Here is a 19,834-nt window from a genome sequence, read left to right as displayed (position 1 = left end):
TGTCGTCACTCAGGCTGCAATCTTGATCGGGACGACGTCGGCCCTCAGGGTCACTTGAGTCTACGTTAGGGGGGGCCGCACAAGGCCAGTGCAGATTGATCACACCTTCCAGAGTGTGAGAAAAGTGCACCTCCGCGCCGCATCGCTCTCCGCCGGATGGCCTCGTGGCCTCCAGAGCCGGTCAGGACGGCGGACGCCACTGGTCAGCGGTCGTGCCGGCGCTGCCCAGTAGTCGGGGGGTGAGGGCGCCGAGAACAGCGTCGCGTGCCCGAAGTGCAAGACGACCACGGGCCTGGAGCACCGCCGACATCCGTCGGGTCTGCCGGACCGTCGCCGCCACCCGGGGCCGTCGGGTCCGGTCGTAGGCGACGACCGCGTCCGGCAGCCGGGACTCGCGGAGCAGCGCGGCCAGGGTCGCGGCGTCCTCGAAGGCGAGGCAGGCCCCCTGCCCCAGGTGCGGGGGCATGGCGTGCGCGGCGTCACCGAGCAGCACCGCCCCACCCGGGCCGGTGGGGAAGCCGTACGTGCGGGGCAGCGGGCGCAGTTCGCGGATCTCCCGCTGGACCAGGTCGGCCGGATCGGTGGCGTCGAGCAGGTCGGCGATGGGGGCGGGCCAGCCGGCGTACCAGCGACGCAGCAGGTTGAGTTGGATCTCCGGCGACTCTGGCCGGGGCGCACCGGCGGCGGTGGCCACCCAGTAGATCCCGCCGCGGCTGGAGGCCCCGGAAGAGCCCCGTTCGCCCAGCGACACGTAGATGAAGCGGTACCCGGCACCGAGGATCTCCCCGGTCGGCGGCAGGTCGGCGGGGAGTTGGGGCGTCCGGTACCACGGGATCACCGCCCGCCACGCGGCCGAACCACAACTGACCACCGCCGCCTCCGGTGCGAGCTGCGCGCGAGCCACGCTGTTGAGGCCATCGGCGGCGACCACCAGGTCCGCCTCGTAGGTGTGCCGGCCGTCACTGACCGATGGACGGGCGCCCGGCTCCGCGCGAACCGAACGGAGGGTCACGCCGGTGCGCAACTCAACACCGTCGCCCAGCCCGGCGATCAGCGCATCGTGCAGGTCCTCCTGGTGCACCACCACCGGGCTTCGGTCCGCCGGGGCCGGGCGGGGCCGCACTAGCTGGTGGCCGTCGGGGCGGCGCACGCCACTGTTCGACAACGGGGTGGCGATCGCGTCGAGCCCGGCCCCGAGGCCGAGGGCACGCAGGGCGCGCACGCCGTTGGGCCAGAGCACCACCGCGGTGGGTTCCGGACGGATTCGGTCGGCTCGCTCGACCAGCGTGACCTGCCAGCCGGAGCGCGCCAACGCGCCCGCGACCGCAAGGCCACCGACACCGGCGCCGACCACGACCGCGCTACGCATGCGGCCCTCCTCGCTCAGCTGTCGCGGTGGTCGGCGGACCGGGTGGCGCCCGCCGCCCGGTCAGTAGCCGGATCGTCACCGGAGCTCTCGGACTCCGGACCCGGTGGCGCCTCACCCGTCTCCTGCCAGTGCCGGAACTGCTCCTCGCTGACGACCTGATAGCCCTCGGGCTCCGTCGGCTGGGTACTCGCCTCACGAGCGGAGAGGTCGACCTGCGACACGTCGGATTCGGGGGCGGCTGCCGGCACCTCGCGGATCGGGATCAGATACTCGCGTGGTCCACGCGCCCGCAGGAAGTAGATCAACGCAGCGAGGAAGACCACCGCCGCGGTCCAGACGTTCAGCCGTACGCCGAGGATCGTGTTCGCCTCGTCGGTGCGGATCATCTCGATCCAGAATCGGCCGGCCGTGTAGCCCAGCACGTAGAGCGCGAAGGCCCGGCCGCGGCCCAGCTTCAGCCGCCGGTCGAGGAGGAAGACGAAGGCGGCCACTCCCAGGTTCCACAGCGCCTCGTAGGCGAATGTCGGATGATAGAGACCCGCCTCCAGGATGGGCTTCCCGGCGTCGTCGCGCAGGGCCTGGCCCGTCTCCGGGTCCATCCGGTGGATCTCCAGACCCCAGGGCAGGGTGGTGCGCCCGCCGTAGAGCTCGTTGTTGAACCAGTTGCCGAGCCGACCAATCGCCTGGGCCAGCGGCAGTCCCGGGGCGAGGGCATCCGCCACCACCGCGAACGGAATACCGAGCTGACGGGCGGCATACCACGCACCAAGCGCGCCACCGGCCACGGCACCCCAAATGCCGAGACCTCCCTCCCAGATGGCGAACACCTTGAATGGATCACCACCGGTGCCGAAGTACTTCTCCGGCGAGGAGATCACGTGGTAGATCCGGGCGCCGATGATGCCCGCCGGCACCGCCCAGAGGGCGATGTCGAGCACCGCCCCCGGCGCCACCCCACGCTGGCGCAGCCGCCGCTCAGTGAGCCAGCAGGCCACCACGATGCCGAGGAGGATGCACAGTGCGTACGCACGGATCGGCACCGGGCCCAGCTGCCACACCGCGGTGGTCGGACTGGGCAGGGCCGCCAAAGGGGTCTGCGAGGCGAGGGTCACGAGTGCACAGGCTACCGCCGATCGGCCCCGCCGTGGCACCCCGGCCGGCGCGACCCGTGACGCTCACCTCGTAGACCCGCCGGGCCGCGGGTGACCAGGGCAAGCGTCAGGGGGTCGGGGCCCGGACGCCAGCGGCGAGTTCAGCGCTCAGCTCGCGCAGGGCGGTCAGCCCCGCCGACAGACTCGGAGCATCGAGCAGGCGGCGGATCAGGGCGCTGCCGACGATGACGCCGTCGGCAAATCCGGCTGCCGTACCGGCCTGCTCCCCGGTGCCGATCCCGAGGCCGACGCCGACCGGCAGATCGGTGGCTGCCCGGACTCGGGACACCAGCACCGGGGCCGCCGCCGAAGCCTGCGTGCGGGCCCCAGTCACCCCCATGATCGCGGTCGCGTAGACGAATCCCCGGCAATGCTCGACGGTCATCTGCAGCCGGGCGTCAGTGGAGGAGGGCGAGACGAGGAAGGTCCGGTCCAGCCCGTACGCGTCGGAGGCGGCCAACCACTCCTGCGCCTCGTCGGGAATCAGGTCGGGCGTGATCAGCCCGGTGCCGCCCGCCGCGGCGAGGTCCCGGGCGAAGGCGTCAACACCGTACTGCTCGATCGGGTTCCAGTAGGTCATCGTCACCACCGGCGCGCCAGTTGCGGCGACCGCGTCGACGATGCGCAGCGTGTCGGCGACCCGGACCCCGCCGGCCAGGGCGATATCACTGGCTTGTTGGATGACCGGACCATCCATCACCGGGTCGGAGTACGGAATCTCCACCTCGATGACGTCCACGCCCGCTTCGACCATGGCAGTCATCGCGGCGATGCTGCCCTCGACGGTCGGGAACCCGGCAGGCATGCAGCCGACCAGGACAGCCCGGCCCTCGGCCCGGGCCTGGTCGAACGCGACCCCGATGCGACTCACGCTGTCACTCCTTGTCGAGGACGCCGAAGTACTCCCCGGCGGTGTGCACGTCCTTGTCACCACGGCCGGAGAGGTTGACCACCACGACCGGCTCCCGGCCCAGCTCGGCGGTGAGTTCCGGGGCGATCGCCACCGTGCCGGCCAACGCGTGGGAGCTCTCGATCGCGGGGATGATGCCCTCGGTACGGCAGAGCAACTCGAAGGCGGCCATCGCGTCGGCGTCGGTCACCGGCCGGTATGTCGCCCGGCCGGTATCGTGCAGCCAGGCGTGCTCCGGCCCAACGCCCGGGTAGTCCAGCCCGGCCGAGATCGAGTGCGACTCAACGGTCTGACCATCGGCGTCCTGAAGCACGTAGGTCCGGGTGCCGTGCAGCACGCCTGAGGAGCCGCCAGTAATGCTGGCCGCGTGCCGTCCTGTCGCCGGGCCGTCCCCACCGGCTTCGAAGCCGTACAGGCGCACGCTCGGGTCGTCGACGAAGGCGTGGAAGACACCGAGCGCGTTGGAGCCGCCGCCGACGCAGGCGGTGACCGCGTCGGGCAGCGCACCGACCAGGTCAAGGCACTGCTGGCGGGCCTCGTCACCGATGCCCCGGACGAAATCGCGGACCAGGGCGGGGAAGGGGTGCGGACCGGCCGCCGTACCGATCAGGTAGTGGGTGCTGTCGACGTTGGCAACCCAGTCCCGCATCGCCTCGTTCATCGCATCCTTAAGGGTGCGGGACCCGGCGGTGACCGGCACCACGGTGGCGCCCAGCATCCGCATGCGCGCCACGTTCAGCGCCTGCCGTTGGGTGTCCACCTCACCCATGTAGACCACACACTCAAGATCGAACAGGGCGGCCGCGGTGGCGGTGGCCACCCCGTGCTGACCAGCGCCGGTCTCGGCGATGACGCGCTGCTTGCCCATCCGTTTCGTCAACAACGCCTGGCCAAGCACGTTGCGTACCTTGTGCGCCCCGGTGTGGTTGAGGTCTTCCCGCTTCAACAGCACCTGTGCGCCGATCTTGGCGGAGAGCCGCCGGGCGGGGTAGAGCAACGAGGGGGCGCCGGCGTAGTCACGGAGCAGGGCGGCGAACTCGGTCTGGAACGACTCCTCCCCCATCGCGGTACGCCAGGCGCCGTCGAGCTCGTCCAACGCGGCCACCAGGGCCTCGGGGACGAACCGGCCGCCGAACCGGCCGAAGTGACCGGCGGCGTCCGGGTATAGGCCGGGCCCGGCAGGCGTGTCGACGCTCATCGCGGTTCCCTTCGTTCTGACCGCCCAGCGCGCGCTCAGCGCACCGGACGGGGTGTCGCCGGGTGGTTACCGGCGTTGACCAGTTCGGCCACCGCCTCGCGGGGGCTCTTCTGGGTAACCAGGCCCTCGCCGACCAAGACCGCGTCGGCACCGGCCGATGCGTACCGGATGAGGTCGTGGGGACCACGCACCCCGGACTCGGCGATCTTGACAACCCGGCTCGGCAGTCCGGGCGCGATCCGCTCGAAGACCGACCGGTCGACCTCCAGCGTACGCAGGTCGCGCGCGTTGACTCCGATCACCTGGGCGCCCGCCTCCAACGCCCGGTCCGCCTCCTCCTCGTCGTGCACCTCGACCAGGGCGGTCATGCCCAGCGACTCGATCCGCTCCAGCAGGCCGACCAACACCTTCTGTTCCAACGCCGCCACGATCAGCAGCACCAGGTCGGCGCCGTGCGCCCGCGCCTCATGCACCTGGTAGCTGGAGACCACGAAGTCCTTCCGCAGCACCGGAACATCAACCGCGGCTCGAACCGCGGCGAGATCATCCAGCGAACCACCGAACCAGCGCCCCTCGGTGAGCACGCTGATCGCCCGGGCACCACCAGCGGCGTAGTCGCTGGCCAGGTCGGACGGATCGGCAATCTCCGCCAGCTGTCCCTTGGACGGCGAGGAGCGCTTCACCTCGGCGATCACCGCCACGCCGGGCCGACGCAGGGCCGCGTACGCATCCAGCGGCGGCGGGGCGGCGGCGGCCAGCTCTCGAATGCGCTCCAGCGGGACCTGCTCCTGCCGCCGAGCCACGTCCTCGCGTACTCCGGCCAGAATCTCATCCAGCACGCTGGGCTTCGCCGAACCGGCGTCACTTCCCCCCGCGTGCGCATGCTCCGCAGTCACCAACGCTCCCCTCTCCGGGCGTCATGGGCCGATGCTAGGCGCAGTACCCGATGCCGGCCGCCGGGGGTATGGCGCTCCTCACGAATCGGCTTGCGGCATAATGCCCAACCTCCAGTGAAGGTGAGCTCACACACAGCCATCACCTCCCGGTCGCCGATCGAGGCCGGTGATCATCGACCAGAGTCATCCTGGGCATTGATGTGATGCTATCCGGCCGGCCAATCGTCGGCCGAAAGCCCGGGGGGCAGGGCTGTGAGCAAGCTCAAGGCCAGGGGACTCTACCCAGGTCAGCGCCGCGGAGTCAGAGTTGACACGGCGGACACCCCGACGAAACGTGAGTCGACGAGCATTCCCCTCGGGCAGACTCGATTCGGCATCCGCCCCGCGCCACCCAACGTTCTCCGGGATTGATCATGAGCACTGAGAGCATCGGCCTCACCACCATCTCCCGTACGGTCGCCTCGCTCGCCGTCGGCGTGGTGCACACGCTCGAACGCGCCGTGATCGGCGAGGCGCAGATGCGTACGGCGCGGGGCAACGCGTGGGAGGCCGTCTGCGCCGACCGGGCCCGCGCCGACCAGCGGGCCGAATTGGACCGGATCGTCGCCGAACTCACCGCGAACCGCGACCCGCGGCCGATGGGCTGACTCGGCAGGGCAGCCGGACCCGGCCGCGGGCGGCGCGGAGCAGTCAGTCGTCCGTCGGGTCCGCACCCCGGTCCAACGCGTCCCACGCATCCCTGGTGCTCCGGCCCGACGGCGGGCCGGTCCCCACCCGCGCCGACCGCTCGTATCGAGCGCCCATCACCGACCACCGGTCCCCCCGGGCCGCGGTCAGCACGCCGGCGGCCGCGGCGCACCCGCCGCCGAGCAGGCAGAGCAGCGGCCACTGCCGACTGACCACACCAGTGAAGCCCGTGAGCAGGCCATACCCGCCACCAGCCGCCACCGCCACCGCGAGCCCGGTCAGCACGCCGCCCAAGAGCCGCCGCACCCGCCCCCGGGTGGCCAGCACCGCGCCCCATCCGGCGAGAGTGACCAGAGCCAGTGCGGGCAGCCAGGGAAGAAGCTGCGCACCGGTGCGGGTATCGCGGACCGGTGGCAACGGGGCGGGGCGGGGTGCCAGCTCGACCACCCAGACCCGGGTCACCGCCCACATCGAAAGGCCCGCTCCGGCTACCCCGAGGAGCACGGCGTAGACCAGTTCCCGCCGGCCGGCCCGACGCCGGGGACCGGCCTCATCCGGAGCGCTCACCGGGCCGCCCGCAGGGTCTCGGCCGCGGCGATGGCGGCCAGCACGGCGGCAGCCTTGTTCCGCGTCTCCTGCTCCTCGGCGGCCGGGTCCGAATCCGCCACCACGCCTGCGCCGGCCTGCACGTAGGCACGCCCGCCGTGGATCAGCGCGGTACGGATCGCGATCGCCATGTCGAGGTCACCGCCGAAGCCGAAGTAGCCCACGGTGCCGCCGTAGAGTCCACGCCGTACCGGCTCCAAATCCTCGATCAGCTCCATCGCCCGCACCTTGGGGGCGCCGGAGAGGGTGCCCGCCGGGAAGGTCGCGACAAGCGCGTCAAAGGCAGTGCGGTCCGCGGCGAGTACGCCGACCACCGTGGAGACGATGTGCATCACATGGCTGTACCGCTCGATGGTGGCGAACTCGGGCACCTCGACGGTGCCGGGTCGGCAGACCCGCCCCAGGTCGTTGCGGCCCAGGTCCACCAGCATCACGTGCTCCGAGCGCTCCTTCGGGTCGGCGAGTAGTTCGGCGGCGAGGCGGGCGTCGGCCTCCGGGGAGCCGCCGCGCGGCCGGGTCCCGGCGATCGGATGCAGCAGGGCACGCTGCTCCCCGTCCACCTCGGTGGCCACCTTCAGGTGCGCCTCGGGAGACGAACCGACGATGTCGAAGCCGTCGAAACGCAGCAGGTACATGTACGGGCTGGGGTTGGTGGTCCGCAGCACCCGATACACATCGAGCGGGTCGGCGTCGGTCGCCCGTTCGAAGCGCTGCGACAGCACGACCTGGAAGCACTCACCGGCACGGATCGCCTCCTTGGCCGCCACCACCGCCTTCTGGTAGCCGCCCTCGGGGGTGCGGCAGCGCACGTCCCCGACGGGTGCCGCGTCAACGGTGGAGGCCATCGGCGGAATCGGCCGGGACAGCGCGGCAGTCATCGCGTCCAACCGCCCGACCGCGTGGTGGTACGCAGCGGTGACCGCCGTCGCCCGATCCGGCGCCTCGGGCGGCGGTAGGACGGCGTTGGCCACCAGGAGCGCAGAGCCGTCGTAGTGGTCGAGCACCACCAGATCAGTGGCGAGCATCATCCCCAGCGCGGGCAGGCCAAGGTCGTCCTCGGTCCGCTCGGGCAGCCGCTCGAAGTGCCGGACCAGGTCGTACCCGAGGTAGCCAACCATGCCGCCGGTCAGCGGCGGCAGCCCGAGGGTGTCATCGGGAGGTGGCCCGGCGAGCGCGGCGACGGTGTCCCGAAGCACCGCGACCGGGTCGCCGACCGTGGGTAGCCCCACCGGCGGCTGCCCCGTCCACACCGCGACACCGTCGCGTTCGGTCAAAGTGGCCGCGCTGCGGACTCCGATGAAGGAGTACCGGGACCAGGTCATGCCGGTTGAACCGACGCCCTGCTCGGCGGATTCGAGGAGGAAAGTGCCCGGACCGCCGGCCAGTTTGCGGTAGACGCCGACCGGCGTCTCCGCGTCGGCGAGCAGCCGCCGGGTGACCGGCACAACCCGGCGCCCGGCGGCCTGCTCGGCGAAGGTTGTCGCGTCCGGACGGATAGCGCCGTCGGTCATGACTGGGCCCGCCGTTCGGCGGAGCCGTCGGTGACCGGCAGGTCGTTGTGGAAGCAACTTCGCCGGCCGGTGTGACACGCCGGGCCGACCTGATCGACATCGACCAGCAGGGCGTCTCCGTCGCAGTCGAGAGCGACGGCGCGAACGTACTGGTGATGTCCGGAGGTTGCGCCCTTGACCCAGTACTCACCGCGGCTGCGGGACCAGTAGGTGGCCCGGCCGGTGGTCAGCGTCCGATGTAACGCCTCGTCGTCCATCCAGGCGAGCATCAGCACCTCGGCGGTGCCGTGCTGGCGGACCACCGCAGCGAGGAGCCCGTCGGATGTTCGGCGCAGGCGCGCGGCGATGGCCGGGTCCAGGTGGGACGGCCGGGCCGGACCGCCGCTCGGGTCCGAGCCGGGCAGGGCGCCGGGCGACGGCGCGTCAGGTACGGGCATAGTCACCCATTCTCCGATACCGGACGGGCGGGTGGTCAGGCGCCCGTGTGCCTTGCCCACCCAGCGAAATTCAACTAGCGTTGAATTCAACAATCGATCTCTTACCTGGAGGTGTGCGATGCAGGACGCCATCGCCATTCGTGACCTGGTTGTCGACCGGGGCGGACGGCGGGTGCTATCCGGAATTAACGCCACCGTGCCGTACGGAACGGTGACCGGCCTGCTCGGGCCGAGCGGCAGCGGCAAAACCACGCTCCTGCGGGCACTGGTCGGGGTGCAGGTCGTCACCGCCGGCACGGTCACCGTCCTGAACCACCCGGCTGGCGCCCCACAGCTACGCCACCGGGTCGGCTACCTGACCCAAGCACCGAGCGTCTACGCGGACCTGACCGTCCGGGAAAACGCCCGCTACTTCGCCGCCCTGCAGGGGCGGAGCGCCGCCCAGGCCGACCAGGCCGTGACCGACGTCGGGCTGCGGACAGCCGCCGGCCAGCTGGTCGCCACCCTCTCCGGCGGGCAGCGCAGCCGTGCCTCACTGGCCTGCGCGCTGGTCGGTGAGCCCGAGCTACTCGTGCTCGACGAGCCGACCGTCGGTCAGGATCCGGTGCTACGGGCAGAGCTCTGGGCCCGGTTCCACGCAATGGCCGCGGCCGGCACCACCCTGCTCATCTCCAGCCACGTGATGGACGAGGCCGCCCGCTGCGACCAGCTCCTGCTGATTCGCGAAGGGCGACTGATCGCAAACGACACACCAGCGGCGGTACGCGCGGCGACCGGCGTGGATGACCTAGAGGAGGCGTTCCTACGAATGATCAAGGTAAACGAGGCCGGTACGGCCGGCCGGGAGGCGTCGTGAATCCCCGGATCCTTGCGGCCACCACCGGCCGCATCCTGCGCCAACTGCGACACGACCGGCGCACGGTCGCACTGCTCGTGGTCGTGCCCGCGGCGCTCCTCACGGTGGTCTACTACATGTACGTTGACCAGCCGGCACCACCGGGACAGCCGGCGCCGTTCGATCGGATCGCGCTGGTGCTGCTGGGGTTCTTCCCCTTCATCATCATGTTCCTGGTGACCAGCATCGCCATGCTGCGTGAACGCACCAGCGGCACGCTGGAACGGCTACTCACCACCCCGTTGGGCAAACTCGACCTACTCTTCGGGTACGGCATCGCGTTCGGCCTGGCCGCCGTGGTGCAGGCGGCGGTCGCAGCCGCGGTGGCCTATTGGCTGCTCGATCTCGAAACCGCCGGTAGCAGCGGGTTGGTCATCCTGATCGCGGCGGTAAACGCCGTACTCGCCGTCGCGCTCGGGCTGCTCTGCAGCGCCTTCGCCCGGACCGAGTTCCAGGCCGTACAGTTCATGCCGGTCGTGGTCGCCCCGCAGCTGCTGCTCTGCGGGCTCTTCGTCCCCCGGGGCGAGATGGCCGGCTGGCTCCAGGCAGTCAGCGACGTCCTGCCCCTGTCGTACTCGGTCGAGGCGTTGCAGGAGATCGGCTCGAGCGCCGAAGCGACCGCAACGATGTGGCGCGACCTTGCGATCGTGGGTGGCGCCGCCGTGCTGGCGCTGGTACTCGCCGCCGCCACCCTGCGACGACGCAGCGGCTGACCCGGCGCCCACGCGGTAGCTGACCCCGGCGACGCGACCGGAGACGACCCGGGGCACGATCGGCAGGGCAGCGACGGCGACAAGCGAAGGGCGACGATGGTACGGCGGATCGGACGGCGACCCGGCAACCCGGACACCCGGGCGACAATCCTGGCGGCTGCCCGGACCACCTTCGCCGAACGGGGCTTCGACAAGGCCTCCATCCGTGCCATCGCCGCCACCGCCGGCGTGGACCCGGCGTTGGTGCACCACTACTTCGGCAGCAAGGACAAGCTCTTCCTCACTGCGATGAACGCGCCGGCCGACCCGGCCGAGGTGGTGCCGACGATACTCGCCGGGGACCCGGACCGGATCGGGGAGCGACTGGTCCGCGCCTTCCTCGACATCTGGGACTCCCCCGCCGGCACCCCCGCGGTGGCGCTGCTGCGCTCGGCGGTCAGCAACGAGTGGACCGCTCGGCTGCTACGCGAATTCCTCACCACGCAGGTGCTGCGCCCGGTCCTCGACCACCTCGACGTGGACCCGGCGCAGGCACCGCTCCGCGGCTCGCTCGTGGCCAGCCAGCTCTTCGGCCTGGCGATGGCGCGCCACGTGCTCCGACTCGAGCCGATCGCCAACGCTGCCCCCGAAACCCTCATCGGCTCCGTCGGACCCACCATGCAGCGCTATCTCACCGCCCCGCTGGAGGGCTAACCGCCCAGTTGGAGGGCTAGCCGCCCCGCTGGAGGGCTAACCGCCTCGTTGGAGGGCTGGCTCGCCGCCAGCGGGCTGGTCGCTCACCCAACCGCAGTCACCGAGTCTGCTCCAGCCACGAGGCGTAGAGCTGTCCGTACACCGACTCGGCGTCACGAACCAGCTCCTCGTGCGCACCCCGCTGCACGATCCGTCCTCGATCCACCACAATCACATCGTCGGCGGCCTGTGCCGTGGAGAGCCGGTGCGCGATAGCGAGCGTGGTCCGGCCCCGGGTCACCGCGTCCAGGGTGCGCTGCAGACGCACCTCGGTCGCCGGATCGACCGCGCTGGTGGCCTCATCGAGCACCAGCAGATCTGGGTCGGCGACGTACGCGCGGGCGAGCGCGACCAGCTGCCGCTCGCCCACACTCAACGCCTCGCCACGCTCCCCCACCGCGGTATCCAAGCCCGCCGGGAGACTGTCCAGCCAGTCCGCCAGCCCCAGCTCCACGAAGGTGGCGGTGAGCTGCTCATTAGTGAGGTCCGACCGGGCGAAACGGACGTTCTCTGCGACGGTGGCGTCGAAGAGGAACCCGTCCTGCGGGACCATCACCACCCGCGAGCGCAACGAGCCGAAACGCACCTCCCGCAACGGCACTCCGGAGAGCAGTACGTCCCCCTCGGTCGGATCCATCAGCCGGGTGAGCAGCTTCGCGAACGTCGTCTTCCCGCTGCCGGTCTCACCGACCACCGCCACCCGGCTCTTCGCCGGAATCTCCACCGAGATGTCGTGCAGAACCGGTGCGCCTCCCGGATAGGCGAAGCCCACCCCAACGAAACGGATATCCAACGGGCCCGGCGGAAGCTCCCGCCCCGACACCCCGGGATCCGCGACATCCGGCTCGACATCCAACACGTCGAGCACCCGTCGCCAGCCGGCGATCGCGTTCTGCGCCTCGTTGAGCACCTCGGTGGCGATCTGCACCGGCTGCACGAAGAGGGTCACCAGGAACAGGAACGCGGTCACCTCACCGATGCTCAACGTACGGTCAGCGCCGAGCAGCACCCCCAGCACCACCACGCCGGCCAGCGCCAACCCGGCCGCGATCTCCCCGACCGAGCTACCCAGGACACTGATCCGGATCGCCCGCTGTTGGGCCCGCCGCTGATTGTCGATCGCCTCGTCGAGTCGGTCCGCGGTGCGACCGGAGATGCCGTACGCCCGAATCACCGACGCACCCACCACGCTCTCGGCGATCGCGCCGAGCAGCGCGCCGGTGCGCTGCCGCACCACCCCGTACGCGCCGGCGAGTCGCCGCTGGAGCCGCCGGATCACGAACACCGCCGGGCCGAACGCCGCGTACACCACCAGGGTCAGCTGCCAGGAGTACGCGAGCATGACCGCTGTGGTGACCACCAGCTGACCGAGGTTGATCAGCAGGATCACACCACCCCACTGAAGGAACTGGGTGATCTGGTCAACGTCGCTGGTCACCCGGGATACCAACGACCCACGCCGCTCGGACTGCTGGTGCAACATCGACAGGTCGTGGACGTGTCGGAAGGCGCGAACCCGCACGTTGGAGAGGGCGGTCTCGCTGACCGTGAACAACCGCCGCATCATGAAGTAGCCACAGGTAGTGGTCACCACGAGCACCGCCGCGGTGATAGTCACCACCGTCCAGATCACATCCAGGCGAAGGCCGCCAGCGATGCCGTTGTCGATGCCTTGCTGCACCGCCACCGGCACGGCCGCCCGACCAACCATGTAGACCAGCGCCAGGCCGAGCGTGCCCGCCAATCCGACCCGCAACTCCGGGGAGAGCGCCAAGCCCCGCCGCAGCGTCCGCCAGGTCGACTCAGCCGCCACCTCCGGCGCCATGGTGCTGTTACTCACCGATCCGCCCTTCGTTCGCGACTGCGGGGCTCGCAAGCTCGCTCCTCGCACTCACCGATCCGCCCTTCGTTCGCGACTGCGGGGCTCGCAAGCTCGCTCCTCGCACTCACCGGTCCACCTCCAGTTCGAGGCCGGTTGTCAGCGGCGGCGGGACCTCGTCGTACCCCTGCTGCTGGGCCTGCTCCACATCGGCCTGCTCGTAGGCGGTGACCAGATCGGCGTAGCCGGGCACGGTGGCGAGCAGGTCGGTGTGCGTACCCCGGGCTACCACCCGCCCGTGCTCCAGGTAGACCACCTCGTCGGCGAGCGCGATAGTCGCCCGCCGGTAGGCGACCACGAGGATCGACGTCGCCGCCCTCCCCGGCTCCGCGGCGCGCAGCCCGGCCAGGATCGCCGCCTCCACCCGCGGATCGACCGCGCTGGTCGCGTCATCCAGCACCAACAGCCGCGGCCGACCGACGAGGGCTCGGGCCAGGGTGAGCCGCTGCCGCTGCCCCCCGGACAGCGATGTGCCCCGCTCGCCGACCCGGGTATCCAGGCCCTCCGGGAGCGCCGCGACGAAGCCATCCGCCCCCGCCAACCGCAGCGCTGCCCAGACCTGGTCGTCGCCGAGGCCGGGACGGTCCAGGGTGATGTTCCCCCGCACCGAATCGTCAAAGACGAACGGCACCTGCGCCACGAGCGCGACGGTACGGGCCAGCGAGTCCGCGGTGAGGTCGCGTACGTCCACCCCGTCCACCTCGACGGCGCCCGCACGCGGGTCGACCAGCCGAACAGCGAGCGAGGTAATGGTGGATTTCCCGGCACCGGTCGGCCCGACCAAGGCGACCGTCCGCCCCGCCGGCACGGTGAAGCCGACCTCACCCAGCACCTCGGTGCCGGGCAGGTGCGCCTCGGCCGGCTCGTACGCGAAGTGGACGTCGCGGAAGGTGAGCGTTGCCGGACCGGCATCGGCGGAGTCGAGCGTCATCGGGCCGTACGGCATCTCGCCGCTGGCGTCGAGTACCCGCCGGACCCGTTCCCAGCCGGCGACGCTGCGCGGCAACTCGGCCAGGACCCAGCCGATCGCGCGGACCGGGAACGCCAGCACGGTGAAGAGGAAGGCGACGCTCACCAGTTCGGCCACACTGATCGCGCCCTGCCGCAACCGGAGGGTGCCGACCACCAGCACGGCGAGCGTCCCGAGGCCGGGCAGGGTCTCCAGCATGGGATCGAAGACGCCGCGCAGCCGCCCCACGGACACCAGCGCATCCCGCAGGTCGCGGGCGCGCGCGGCGAAGCGCTCGGTCTCCTGCGCCTCCCGGCCCATCGTCTTGACCACCAGCGCGCCGTCGAAGCTCTCGTGGGCGATACCGCTGACCTCGGCCCGCAGCCGCTGGGCGAGGGCCTGCCGGGGAGCCATCCGGCGGGAATAGACGACGTTGAGCGCGAAGAGCGCCGGGAAGACACCCAGCCCGACCAGGGCGAGCGCCCAATCGGTGACGAAAAGTGAGGCCACCGCACCGATCAGCATCACCAGCGTGCCCACGGCGAAGGGCAGCGGGGCTACCGGGTGCCACGCGGCCTCGACATCGGAGTTGGCGTTGGACAGCAGGGTGCCGGTGGCGTTGCGCTGGTGCCAGGAGAGCGGCAGGTCAAGATACCGACGGGTGACCCGACGACGGTAGGCGGCATGGAGCCGAAACTGCATGTAGCCGGCCCCGAGTCGGCGACCGAGGATGCCGACCACCCGCAGCACGCTGAGCCCGAACAGCGCAGCGGCGGCCAGGGCGAGCGCAGCGGCGGGCACCGAGCCCTCGGTGATCGCCGGAACGACCACGTCGCCGACCACCGCACCCACCACGTACGCGCTGGCGACGACCAGCAGCCCGAATAGCACACTGGAGCTCGCCGCGACCGCAAAAATCCTGGGCTGTTCCCGAATCGCCCGGCCGAGGACGACCAGCCCTCGCCAAAGCACGTCCCGACTCGTACCGCTCGCCACGTTCTCCCCCGCCGTAAGTCGCCATTATCTCTCCCATCCTTACCAGCCGAAACCAGGTATGCCGACTCGGGCGGCCATCCGGTGCGATGCAACCGGCGCAGCCGAACGTGCTGGGCCTACCATCAGGGCATGCCGCAGTACGCCCGATCGGAGCGGACAACGCTCGCCGACCTTATGCAGACGCTGGGACCGGACGCACCGACACTCAACGCGGGCTGGACCACCCGGGACCTCGCCGCCCACCTGGTGCTGCGGGAACGCCGCCCGGACGCGGCCGCCGGCATCCTGCTACCGCCGCTGCGCGACTACGCCGAGCGGGTCCGCCGACAGCTCGCCGCCCGCCCCTGGGAAAGCCTGGTTGACCAGGTACGTCGGCCGCCGGTGTGGAGCCCGATCAGCAATCCGCTGCTCGACGAGGCGGCCAACACGATGGAGTTCTTCATCCACCACGAGGACGTGCGCCGGGCACAAGCCGACTGGCAGCCCCGCGACCTGCCGGCGGGGTTACAACAGGCGCTGTGGCGCCGGGCAGCGGGGCTAGCCCGGCTGACGCTGCGCCGCTTCCCCGCCGAAGTGCTGGTCCAGGCCCCGGGGTACGGGCAGCGACCCGCCGGGCGGGGCGACGAGCAGCTCCGGTTGATGGCTGCGCCCAGCGAGCTGGTGCTCTTCCTGAGCGGACGGCAACGGGCGGCGCGGGTGCAGATCGACGGGCCGGCGGGACCGGCCGACCGACTGCGCAACGCCCAGTTGGGACTGTGATCCGCCCGCGCGGTCGGAAAGTTCCACCGGCCAGCTGCACCTGACCCGGCCGGACGGCGGAAATATTCTGCCGTCTTGGCCGGCGATTCGGGGCTGGTCACAGGTTCTGGCCGCGCCACTCGTCCTGCTTGGCCTCGGCCGCCAACTGTTCTCGCAGCGCCGTCCCGATGACCGGCAGGGGCAGCCCCCAGGCCGGCGTCCGCGGATCCGCCAGATCATGCAACAGCCGCTTCAGGGCCAGGGCGAACAGGACATTCCCCGCCACCAACGGCAGATGCAGATAGGTGTAGGCGTAGCGGGCGAGTCCGCGCCGCGCATCCGGATCCCGGGTCCGGTACAGGGCGTGCTCCATCCCGACCGCGAGACTGTCGAAGTACGCGCACCAGGTTCTCGCGCTCCACGCGGCTAGTTTCCCAGCGGGACCGACCGCCCGGGGCGACTTCCACCGGCGCTGCGACGGTTCAGGCGATGACTGCCGGCTGGAACCACTGCGGCCGGCCGGCGCGGTCCAGGTCGTAGCGGACGGCGGCGAGCCGGTCGACCGCCTCCACCAAATCGGCCTCCGGCAGAGTGAACGGCAACCTCAGGAAGCGTTCCAGCGTCCCGTCCAGACCGAACCGAGGGCCGGGGGCGAGGCGAACGCCCACCTGCTCGGCGGCGCGGGCGAGTGCGCTGGAGACCGGACCGTCGAGTTCCGCCCAGAGGTTGACTCCGCCGTGCGGCACGGTCACCCGCCACTCGGGCAGGCGCTCGGCGAGGGCACCGAGCAAGACGTCCCGCTGCGCAGTGAGCTGGACTCGCCGGGCTGCCACGATCGCCGGCCCCTGCGCCAGTAGGTGGACGGCAACCAACTGGTCCAACACCGGACTCGCCATGTCCACCCCGACCCGGACGGCGGCGAGCCGCTGCACCTGTGGCGCGGATGCCCGGATCCAGCCGATCCGCAGACCGCCCCAGTAGGCCTTGCTCATCCCCCCGACGGTGAGTACCCGGGAGTGTCGGTCGAAGCTGGCCGTGGGCGGAGGCATCACCCCATCGGCCAGGGACAGGTCCACAAACGACTCATCGATCACTAGTTCGGAGCCGACGGCGTGTGCGGTGGAGACCAGCCGTTCCCGCAGCTGGGCCGACATCAGGTGGCCGGTCGGGTTCTGAAAGTCGGGGATCAGGTAGGCCAGCTTGGGTCGCCCCTGGCGGAGGGCACCCAGCAGGAGGTCAGCGTCCCAGCCGAGGGCATCCGGGGCGAGGCCGTGAGTACTGATGCGGGCCCGTCGAGCGTGCAGCGCGGCCAGGGCGTTCGGGTAGCTGGGCGCCTCCACCAGGACGCTGCTGCCCGGACTGTGCGTGAGACGGAGCACCAGGTCCAGGGCGTGCTGGGTGCCATTGGTAACCATGACCTGCTCGGGTGAGGTGGGTAGGCCCCGTTCGTCGTACGTGCGGGCGATGGCCTCCCGCAGTTCACTGATACCGGTCGGGTGGTAGCCCGCACCACCCAGGTAGCGGGGCAGGTCTGCGGCGGCGCTTTGGGCGGCGGGCAGCAGCTCGGGCGGGGCGGCCAGGGCCGCGACTCCAAGATCAAGCATCTCGCGATCGTCCAGCGGAGTCCACAGGCCGCTACCCGCCATCCGGTGGTTGCCGGGAAGCATGGTCCAGCTGCCCGCGCCCCGCCGGCTGGCGAGGTGGCCGCTGTCCCGGAGTTCCCGATACGCCGCGGTGACCGTGGTGCGGCTGATCCGCAGGGCCTCGGCCAGCTCGCGCTCGGCTGGCAGGCGGGCGCCCAGCGGAAGCCGCCCGTCGGCGAGCAGCCCCCGGATGGCGGCGGCGAGTGCCGCATAGTCGGGGCTGCGCCGACGACCGGGGAGCGCATGCCACTGGCCGAGCAGCCGGGTCAATTGGGTTCCGCGTATCTGACTCGTCATGGGGGCCACTCCACCAACATTGGCTCTACTTGTTACTTGATTGGCCACTAGATTGGCATGCGTGAACCAGATTGGCAATCTCAGCTATCGGCCCACGCGACGGCTGACCCAGCTCTACGCGGGGCTCACCCTCTACGGCGTGAGCATGGCCCTGTTGATCCGCTCCGGCCTCGGCCTGGACCCCTGGGACGTCTTCCACCAAGGGATCGCCGGGCACACCGGGCTCTCCTTCGGCACGGTGACCATCGCGGTCGGGACGCTGGTGCTGCTGCTGTGGATCCCGCTGCGGCAGCGGCCGGGCCTCGGCACGGTCAGCAATGTGGTGGTGGTCGGGCTCGTGGTGGACGCCACTCTCGCCCTGCTACCGGCGGACCTGCCGCTCGCCACCCGAATCGCCCTACTCGTCGGCGGGATCGTCGCCAACGGCACGGCGACCGGACTCTATCTCGGCACCCGGCTCGGCCCCGGCCCCCGCGACGGCCTGATGACCGGCTTCGTCGCCCGCCGGCCACGATTCTCGATTCGGCTCGTCCGCACCACCATCGAGGTCGCCGTACTGGGGCTGGGCTGGCTGCTCGGCGGCGCGGTCGGCCCCGGCACGGTGGCGTACGCCCTGGCCATCGGCCCGCTGACCCAGTTCGTGCTGCCCCGCGTGACGGTCCCTCCTCCGCCCACCCCCACCCCGCCCACCTCCACCCCAGTCCCGGCTTCCGGTTGAGCCGTGCACTCCCGCGCACCGTCCCCGTCACGCCCGACCCCCAGCGGCTGTCCGGCCTACCGCTAGCGACGCACCGGACGACCCGTTGTAGCCCAATGAGAGGAGGTGTTTCCTTTCCGGCGCGGGATCGGCACAATCTGGCCATGGGGGAGAGACAGTGGCAGTGGACGGACGCATGGATCTTCGTTTCGTTGGTGATCGCACATGGCGCCGGCCGGCACCGTCGAGCAGCGTCCAGCCGGCGGCCCTTAGGCGTCCGTCTCGCCGACGTTCTCTCCACCGCCGACCACCTCAATCGCGCGATCCCCGAACGGCAGGAGGTCGAGGTTGCCATCCGCCGGTTGGTCGGCACCGGCCTGGTCAGCGTCACCGACGGCTGGTTCCGGATCACACCGGAGGGGGAACGGCTCTGGCGCACCCGCCCCCACGCCGGCCTGGCCACCACGGTCGACACCGTGCAGGGCGTGTTGAGCCGTCGGCACACCCCGGGCGACGCGGACTGGCATCTGGACGAGGCCGAACACGCGGCGGCGGTCCAGGAGTACGCGGTACGTTCCATCCCGACGCCGCGACGTTCCCCCAAGAATCACGCCCGCCGGGACTGACAGGCACCGCCGGGACTGACAGGCGCCGCCGAGACTGACAGGCGCCGCCGAGACTGACAGGCGCCGCCGAGACTGACAGGCGCCGCCGTCCCGCCGGCCCGCCGGCCGGCGAGGCGGGTCAGCGGACCGGGTAACCGGCCTCGCGAAGCGCGTCCTTAACGTCGCCGACGGTGAGTTGGCCGAAGTGGAAGACGCTCGCGGCGAGCACCGCGTCGGCGCCGGCTTCGATCGCCGGTGGGAAGTGACCCGCCTCGCCGGCGCCCCCGCTGGCGACCAGCGGCACGTTCACCACCGCCCGCACCGCACGAATCAGCTCCAGGTCAAAGCCGGCCTTGGTGCCGTCAGCATCCATCGAGTTGAGCAGGATCTCACCCGCGCCCAGCTCGGCGCCGCGCCGAGCCCACTCGATGGCATCGATGCCGGTACCACGCCGGCCGCCGTGCGTGGTCACCTCGAACCCGCTGGTCGTGGCGGTGGAGGAGGCGCGCCGCACGTCGAGGGAGAGCACCAGCACCTGCCGGCCGAATCGCTCCGCGATCTCAGCGATCAACTCGGGGCGGGTGATCGCCGCGGTGTTCACGCCGACTTTGTCCGCGCCCGCGCGCAGCAGCGCGTCAACGTCACTGACCTGCCGCACTCCGCCACCGACGGTGAGCGGAATAAAGACTGACTCCGCGGTGCGGCGGACCACATCCAGCATCGTGCCGCGGTCACTCACGGAGGCGGTGACATCCAGGAACGTCAGCTCATCAGCGCCCGCCCGGTGGTACGCCGCGGCCCGCTCCACCGGGTCACCCGCGTCCCGCAGGTTACGGAAGTGGACGCCCTTGACCACCCGCCCGGCGTCCACGTCGAGGCAGGGAATCACGCGTATGGCCGGGGACATGCCGCCAGCCTAGCCAAC

At 71.1% G+C, this 19,834-nt stretch carries 20 protein-coding genes; 7 read left to right on the top strand and 13 right to left on the bottom strand.

What is annotated here, in order from left to right; translation table 11 throughout:
• Positions 1-181 precede the first annotated feature (181 nt).
• The 5 genes from B116_RS0103000 to trpC all read right to left on the bottom strand — a co-directional run bounded on the left by B116_RS0103000 (position 182) and on the right by trpC (position 5,467).
• Entirely contained in the window at positions 182-1,369 is a 1,188-nt protein-coding gene (locus B116_RS0103000; protein ID WP_018721571.1) for an FAD-dependent oxidoreductase, read from the bottom strand.
• A gap of 14 nt (positions 1,370-1,383) precedes the next feature.
• Positions 1,384-2,481 (bottom strand): prolipoprotein diacylglyceryl transferase, encoded by a 1,098-nt coding sequence (gene lgt / locus B116_RS0102995; protein ID WP_027659173.1) that lies wholly within the window; start codon positions 2,479-2,481, stop codon positions 1,384-1,386.
• 106 nt (positions 2,482-2,587) lie between these two features.
• A complete protein-coding gene (gene trpA, locus B116_RS0102990; protein ID WP_018721569.1) occupies positions 2,588-3,391 on the bottom strand; it encodes a tryptophan synthase subunit alpha in 804 nt (267 codons plus the stop codon).
• A 4-nt stretch (positions 3,392-3,395) separates the two neighbouring features.
• Positions 3,396-4,628 (bottom strand): tryptophan synthase subunit beta, encoded by a 1,233-nt coding sequence (gene trpB / locus B116_RS0102985; protein ID WP_027659172.1) that lies wholly within the window; start codon positions 4,626-4,628, stop codon positions 3,396-3,398.
• Between the two features lie 35 nt (positions 4,629-4,663).
• The gene (trpC, locus tag B116_RS0102980) at positions 4,664-5,467 is read right to left on the bottom strand and encodes an indole-3-glycerol phosphate synthase TrpC (protein ID WP_018721567.1); all 804 of its coding nucleotides are present in this window, start codon (positions 5,465-5,467) and stop codon (positions 4,664-4,666) included.
• 470 nt (positions 5,468-5,937) lie between these two features.
• On the opposite strand from trpC, the gene B116_RS0102975 reads away from it, so the two are divergent.
• A complete protein-coding gene (locus B116_RS0102975; RefSeq protein ID WP_027659171.1) occupies positions 5,938-6,171 on the top strand; it encodes a hypothetical protein in 234 nt (77 codons plus the stop codon).
• Positions 6,172-6,214: 43 nt separating this feature from the next.
• On the opposite strand, the gene B116_RS0102970 is transcribed toward B116_RS0102975, so the two are convergent.
• From B116_RS0102970 to hisI, 3 genes are read right to left on the bottom strand one after another with little or no spacing between them, the layout of a single operon-like run.
• Positions 6,215-6,778, bottom strand: coding sequence for a Trp biosynthesis-associated membrane protein (locus tag B116_RS0102970; protein WP_027659170.1), 564 nt, complete (start codon positions 6,776-6,778; stop codon positions 6,215-6,217).
• Positions 6,775-8,328, bottom strand: coding sequence for an anthranilate synthase component I (locus tag B116_RS0102965; RefSeq protein ID WP_018721564.1), 1,554 nt, complete (start codon positions 8,326-8,328; stop codon positions 6,775-6,777). Before B116_RS0102965 ends, B116_RS0102970 begins: the two co-directional genes overlap by 4 nt.
• Positions 8,325-8,765 carry a phosphoribosyl-AMP cyclohydrolase gene (gene hisI, locus B116_RS0102960; protein ID WP_018721563.1) on the bottom strand — a complete coding sequence of 147 codons (441 nt, stop codon included), beginning with the start codon at positions 8,763-8,765 and terminating at the stop codon, positions 8,325-8,327. Before hisI ends, B116_RS0102965 begins: the two co-directional genes overlap by 4 nt.
• A gap of 118 nt (positions 8,766-8,883) precedes the next feature.
• Here hisI and B116_RS0102955 point away from each other — a divergent pair, with 118 nt between their 5' ends.
• The 3 genes from B116_RS0102955 (at position 8,884) to B116_RS0102945 (ending at position 11,066) form a co-directional block, all read left to right on the top strand.
• Positions 8,884-9,621 (top strand): ABC transporter ATP-binding protein, encoded by a 738-nt coding sequence (locus B116_RS0102955; RefSeq protein ID WP_027659169.1) that lies wholly within the window; start codon positions 8,884-8,886, stop codon positions 9,619-9,621.
• Positions 9,618-10,373 (top strand): ABC transporter permease, encoded by a 756-nt coding sequence (locus B116_RS0102950; RefSeq protein WP_018721561.1) that lies wholly within the window; start codon positions 9,618-9,620, stop codon positions 10,371-10,373. The genes B116_RS0102955 and B116_RS0102950 overlap by 4 nt, the downstream gene beginning before the upstream one ends.
• Before the next feature lie 96 nt (positions 10,374-10,469).
• Positions 10,470-11,066 (top strand): TetR/AcrR family transcriptional regulator, encoded by a 597-nt coding sequence (locus B116_RS0102945; protein ID WP_018721560.1) that lies wholly within the window; start codon positions 10,470-10,472, stop codon positions 11,064-11,066.
• A 97-nt stretch (positions 11,067-11,163) separates the two neighbouring features.
• On the opposite strand, the gene B116_RS0102940 is transcribed toward B116_RS0102945, so the two are convergent.
• Both B116_RS0102940 and B116_RS0102935 read right to left on the bottom strand, forming a co-directional pair.
• A complete protein-coding gene (locus B116_RS0102940) occupies positions 11,164-12,930 on the bottom strand; it encodes an ABC transporter ATP-binding protein (protein ID WP_018721559.1) in 1,767 nt (588 codons plus the stop codon).
• Positions 12,931-13,051: 121 nt separating this feature from the next.
• Positions 13,052-14,929 (bottom strand): ABC transporter ATP-binding protein, encoded by a 1,878-nt coding sequence (locus B116_RS0102935; protein WP_050565587.1) that lies wholly within the window; start codon positions 14,927-14,929, stop codon positions 13,052-13,054.
• A 129-nt stretch (positions 14,930-15,058) separates the two neighbouring features.
• Between B116_RS0102935 and B116_RS0102930 the strand changes: the two genes are divergently transcribed.
• Positions 15,059-15,688 carry a TIGR03085 family metal-binding protein gene (locus B116_RS0102930; protein WP_027659168.1) on the top strand — a complete coding sequence of 210 codons (630 nt, stop codon included), beginning with the start codon at positions 15,059-15,061 and terminating at the stop codon, positions 15,686-15,688.
• A 97-nt stretch (positions 15,689-15,785) separates the two neighbouring features.
• Here the strand turns inward: B116_RS0102930 and B116_RS28585 are convergent, their stop codons facing one another.
• Positions 15,786-16,244 carry a low temperature requirement protein A gene (locus B116_RS28585; protein ID WP_263404855.1) on the bottom strand — a complete coding sequence of 153 codons (459 nt, stop codon included), beginning with the start codon at positions 16,242-16,244 and terminating at the stop codon, positions 15,786-15,788.
• Positions 16,150-17,607 carry a MocR-like transcription factor YczR gene (gene yczR, locus B116_RS0102920; RefSeq protein WP_027659166.1) on the bottom strand — a complete coding sequence of 486 codons (1,458 nt, stop codon included), beginning with the start codon at positions 17,605-17,607 and terminating at the stop codon, positions 16,150-16,152. Before yczR ends, B116_RS28585 begins: the two co-directional genes overlap by 95 nt.
• Before the next feature lie 61 nt (positions 17,608-17,668).
• Here yczR and yczE point away from each other — a divergent pair, with 61 nt between their 5' ends.
• Together yczE and B116_RS0102910 are read left to right on the top strand one after the other, a co-directional pair.
• Positions 17,669-18,325 carry a membrane protein YczE gene (gene yczE, locus B116_RS0102915; RefSeq protein WP_018721554.1) on the top strand — a complete coding sequence of 219 codons (657 nt, stop codon included), beginning with the start codon at positions 17,669-17,671 and terminating at the stop codon, positions 18,323-18,325.
• 143 nt (positions 18,326-18,468) lie between these two features.
• The gene (locus B116_RS0102910; protein WP_026321582.1) at positions 18,469-18,930 is read left to right on the top strand and encodes a hypothetical protein; all 462 of its coding nucleotides are present in this window, start codon (positions 18,469-18,471) and stop codon (positions 18,928-18,930) included.
• Between the two features lie 118 nt (positions 18,931-19,048).
• Here the strand turns inward: B116_RS0102910 and hisF are convergent, their stop codons facing one another.
• On the bottom strand, positions 19,049-19,816 hold the full coding sequence (hisF, locus tag B116_RS0102905) for an imidazole glycerol phosphate synthase subunit HisF (RefSeq protein WP_027659165.1): 768 nt from the start codon (positions 19,814-19,816) through the stop codon (positions 19,049-19,051).
• Positions 19,817-19,834 lie beyond the last annotated feature (18 nt).

The sequence above is a fragment of the Salinispora fenicalii genome (assembly GCF_000514815.1).
Lineage (GTDB): Bacteria > Actinomycetota > Actinomycetes > Mycobacteriales > Micromonosporaceae > Micromonospora > Micromonospora fenicalii.
This window is presented reverse-complemented; position numbering and strand designations above follow the sequence as displayed.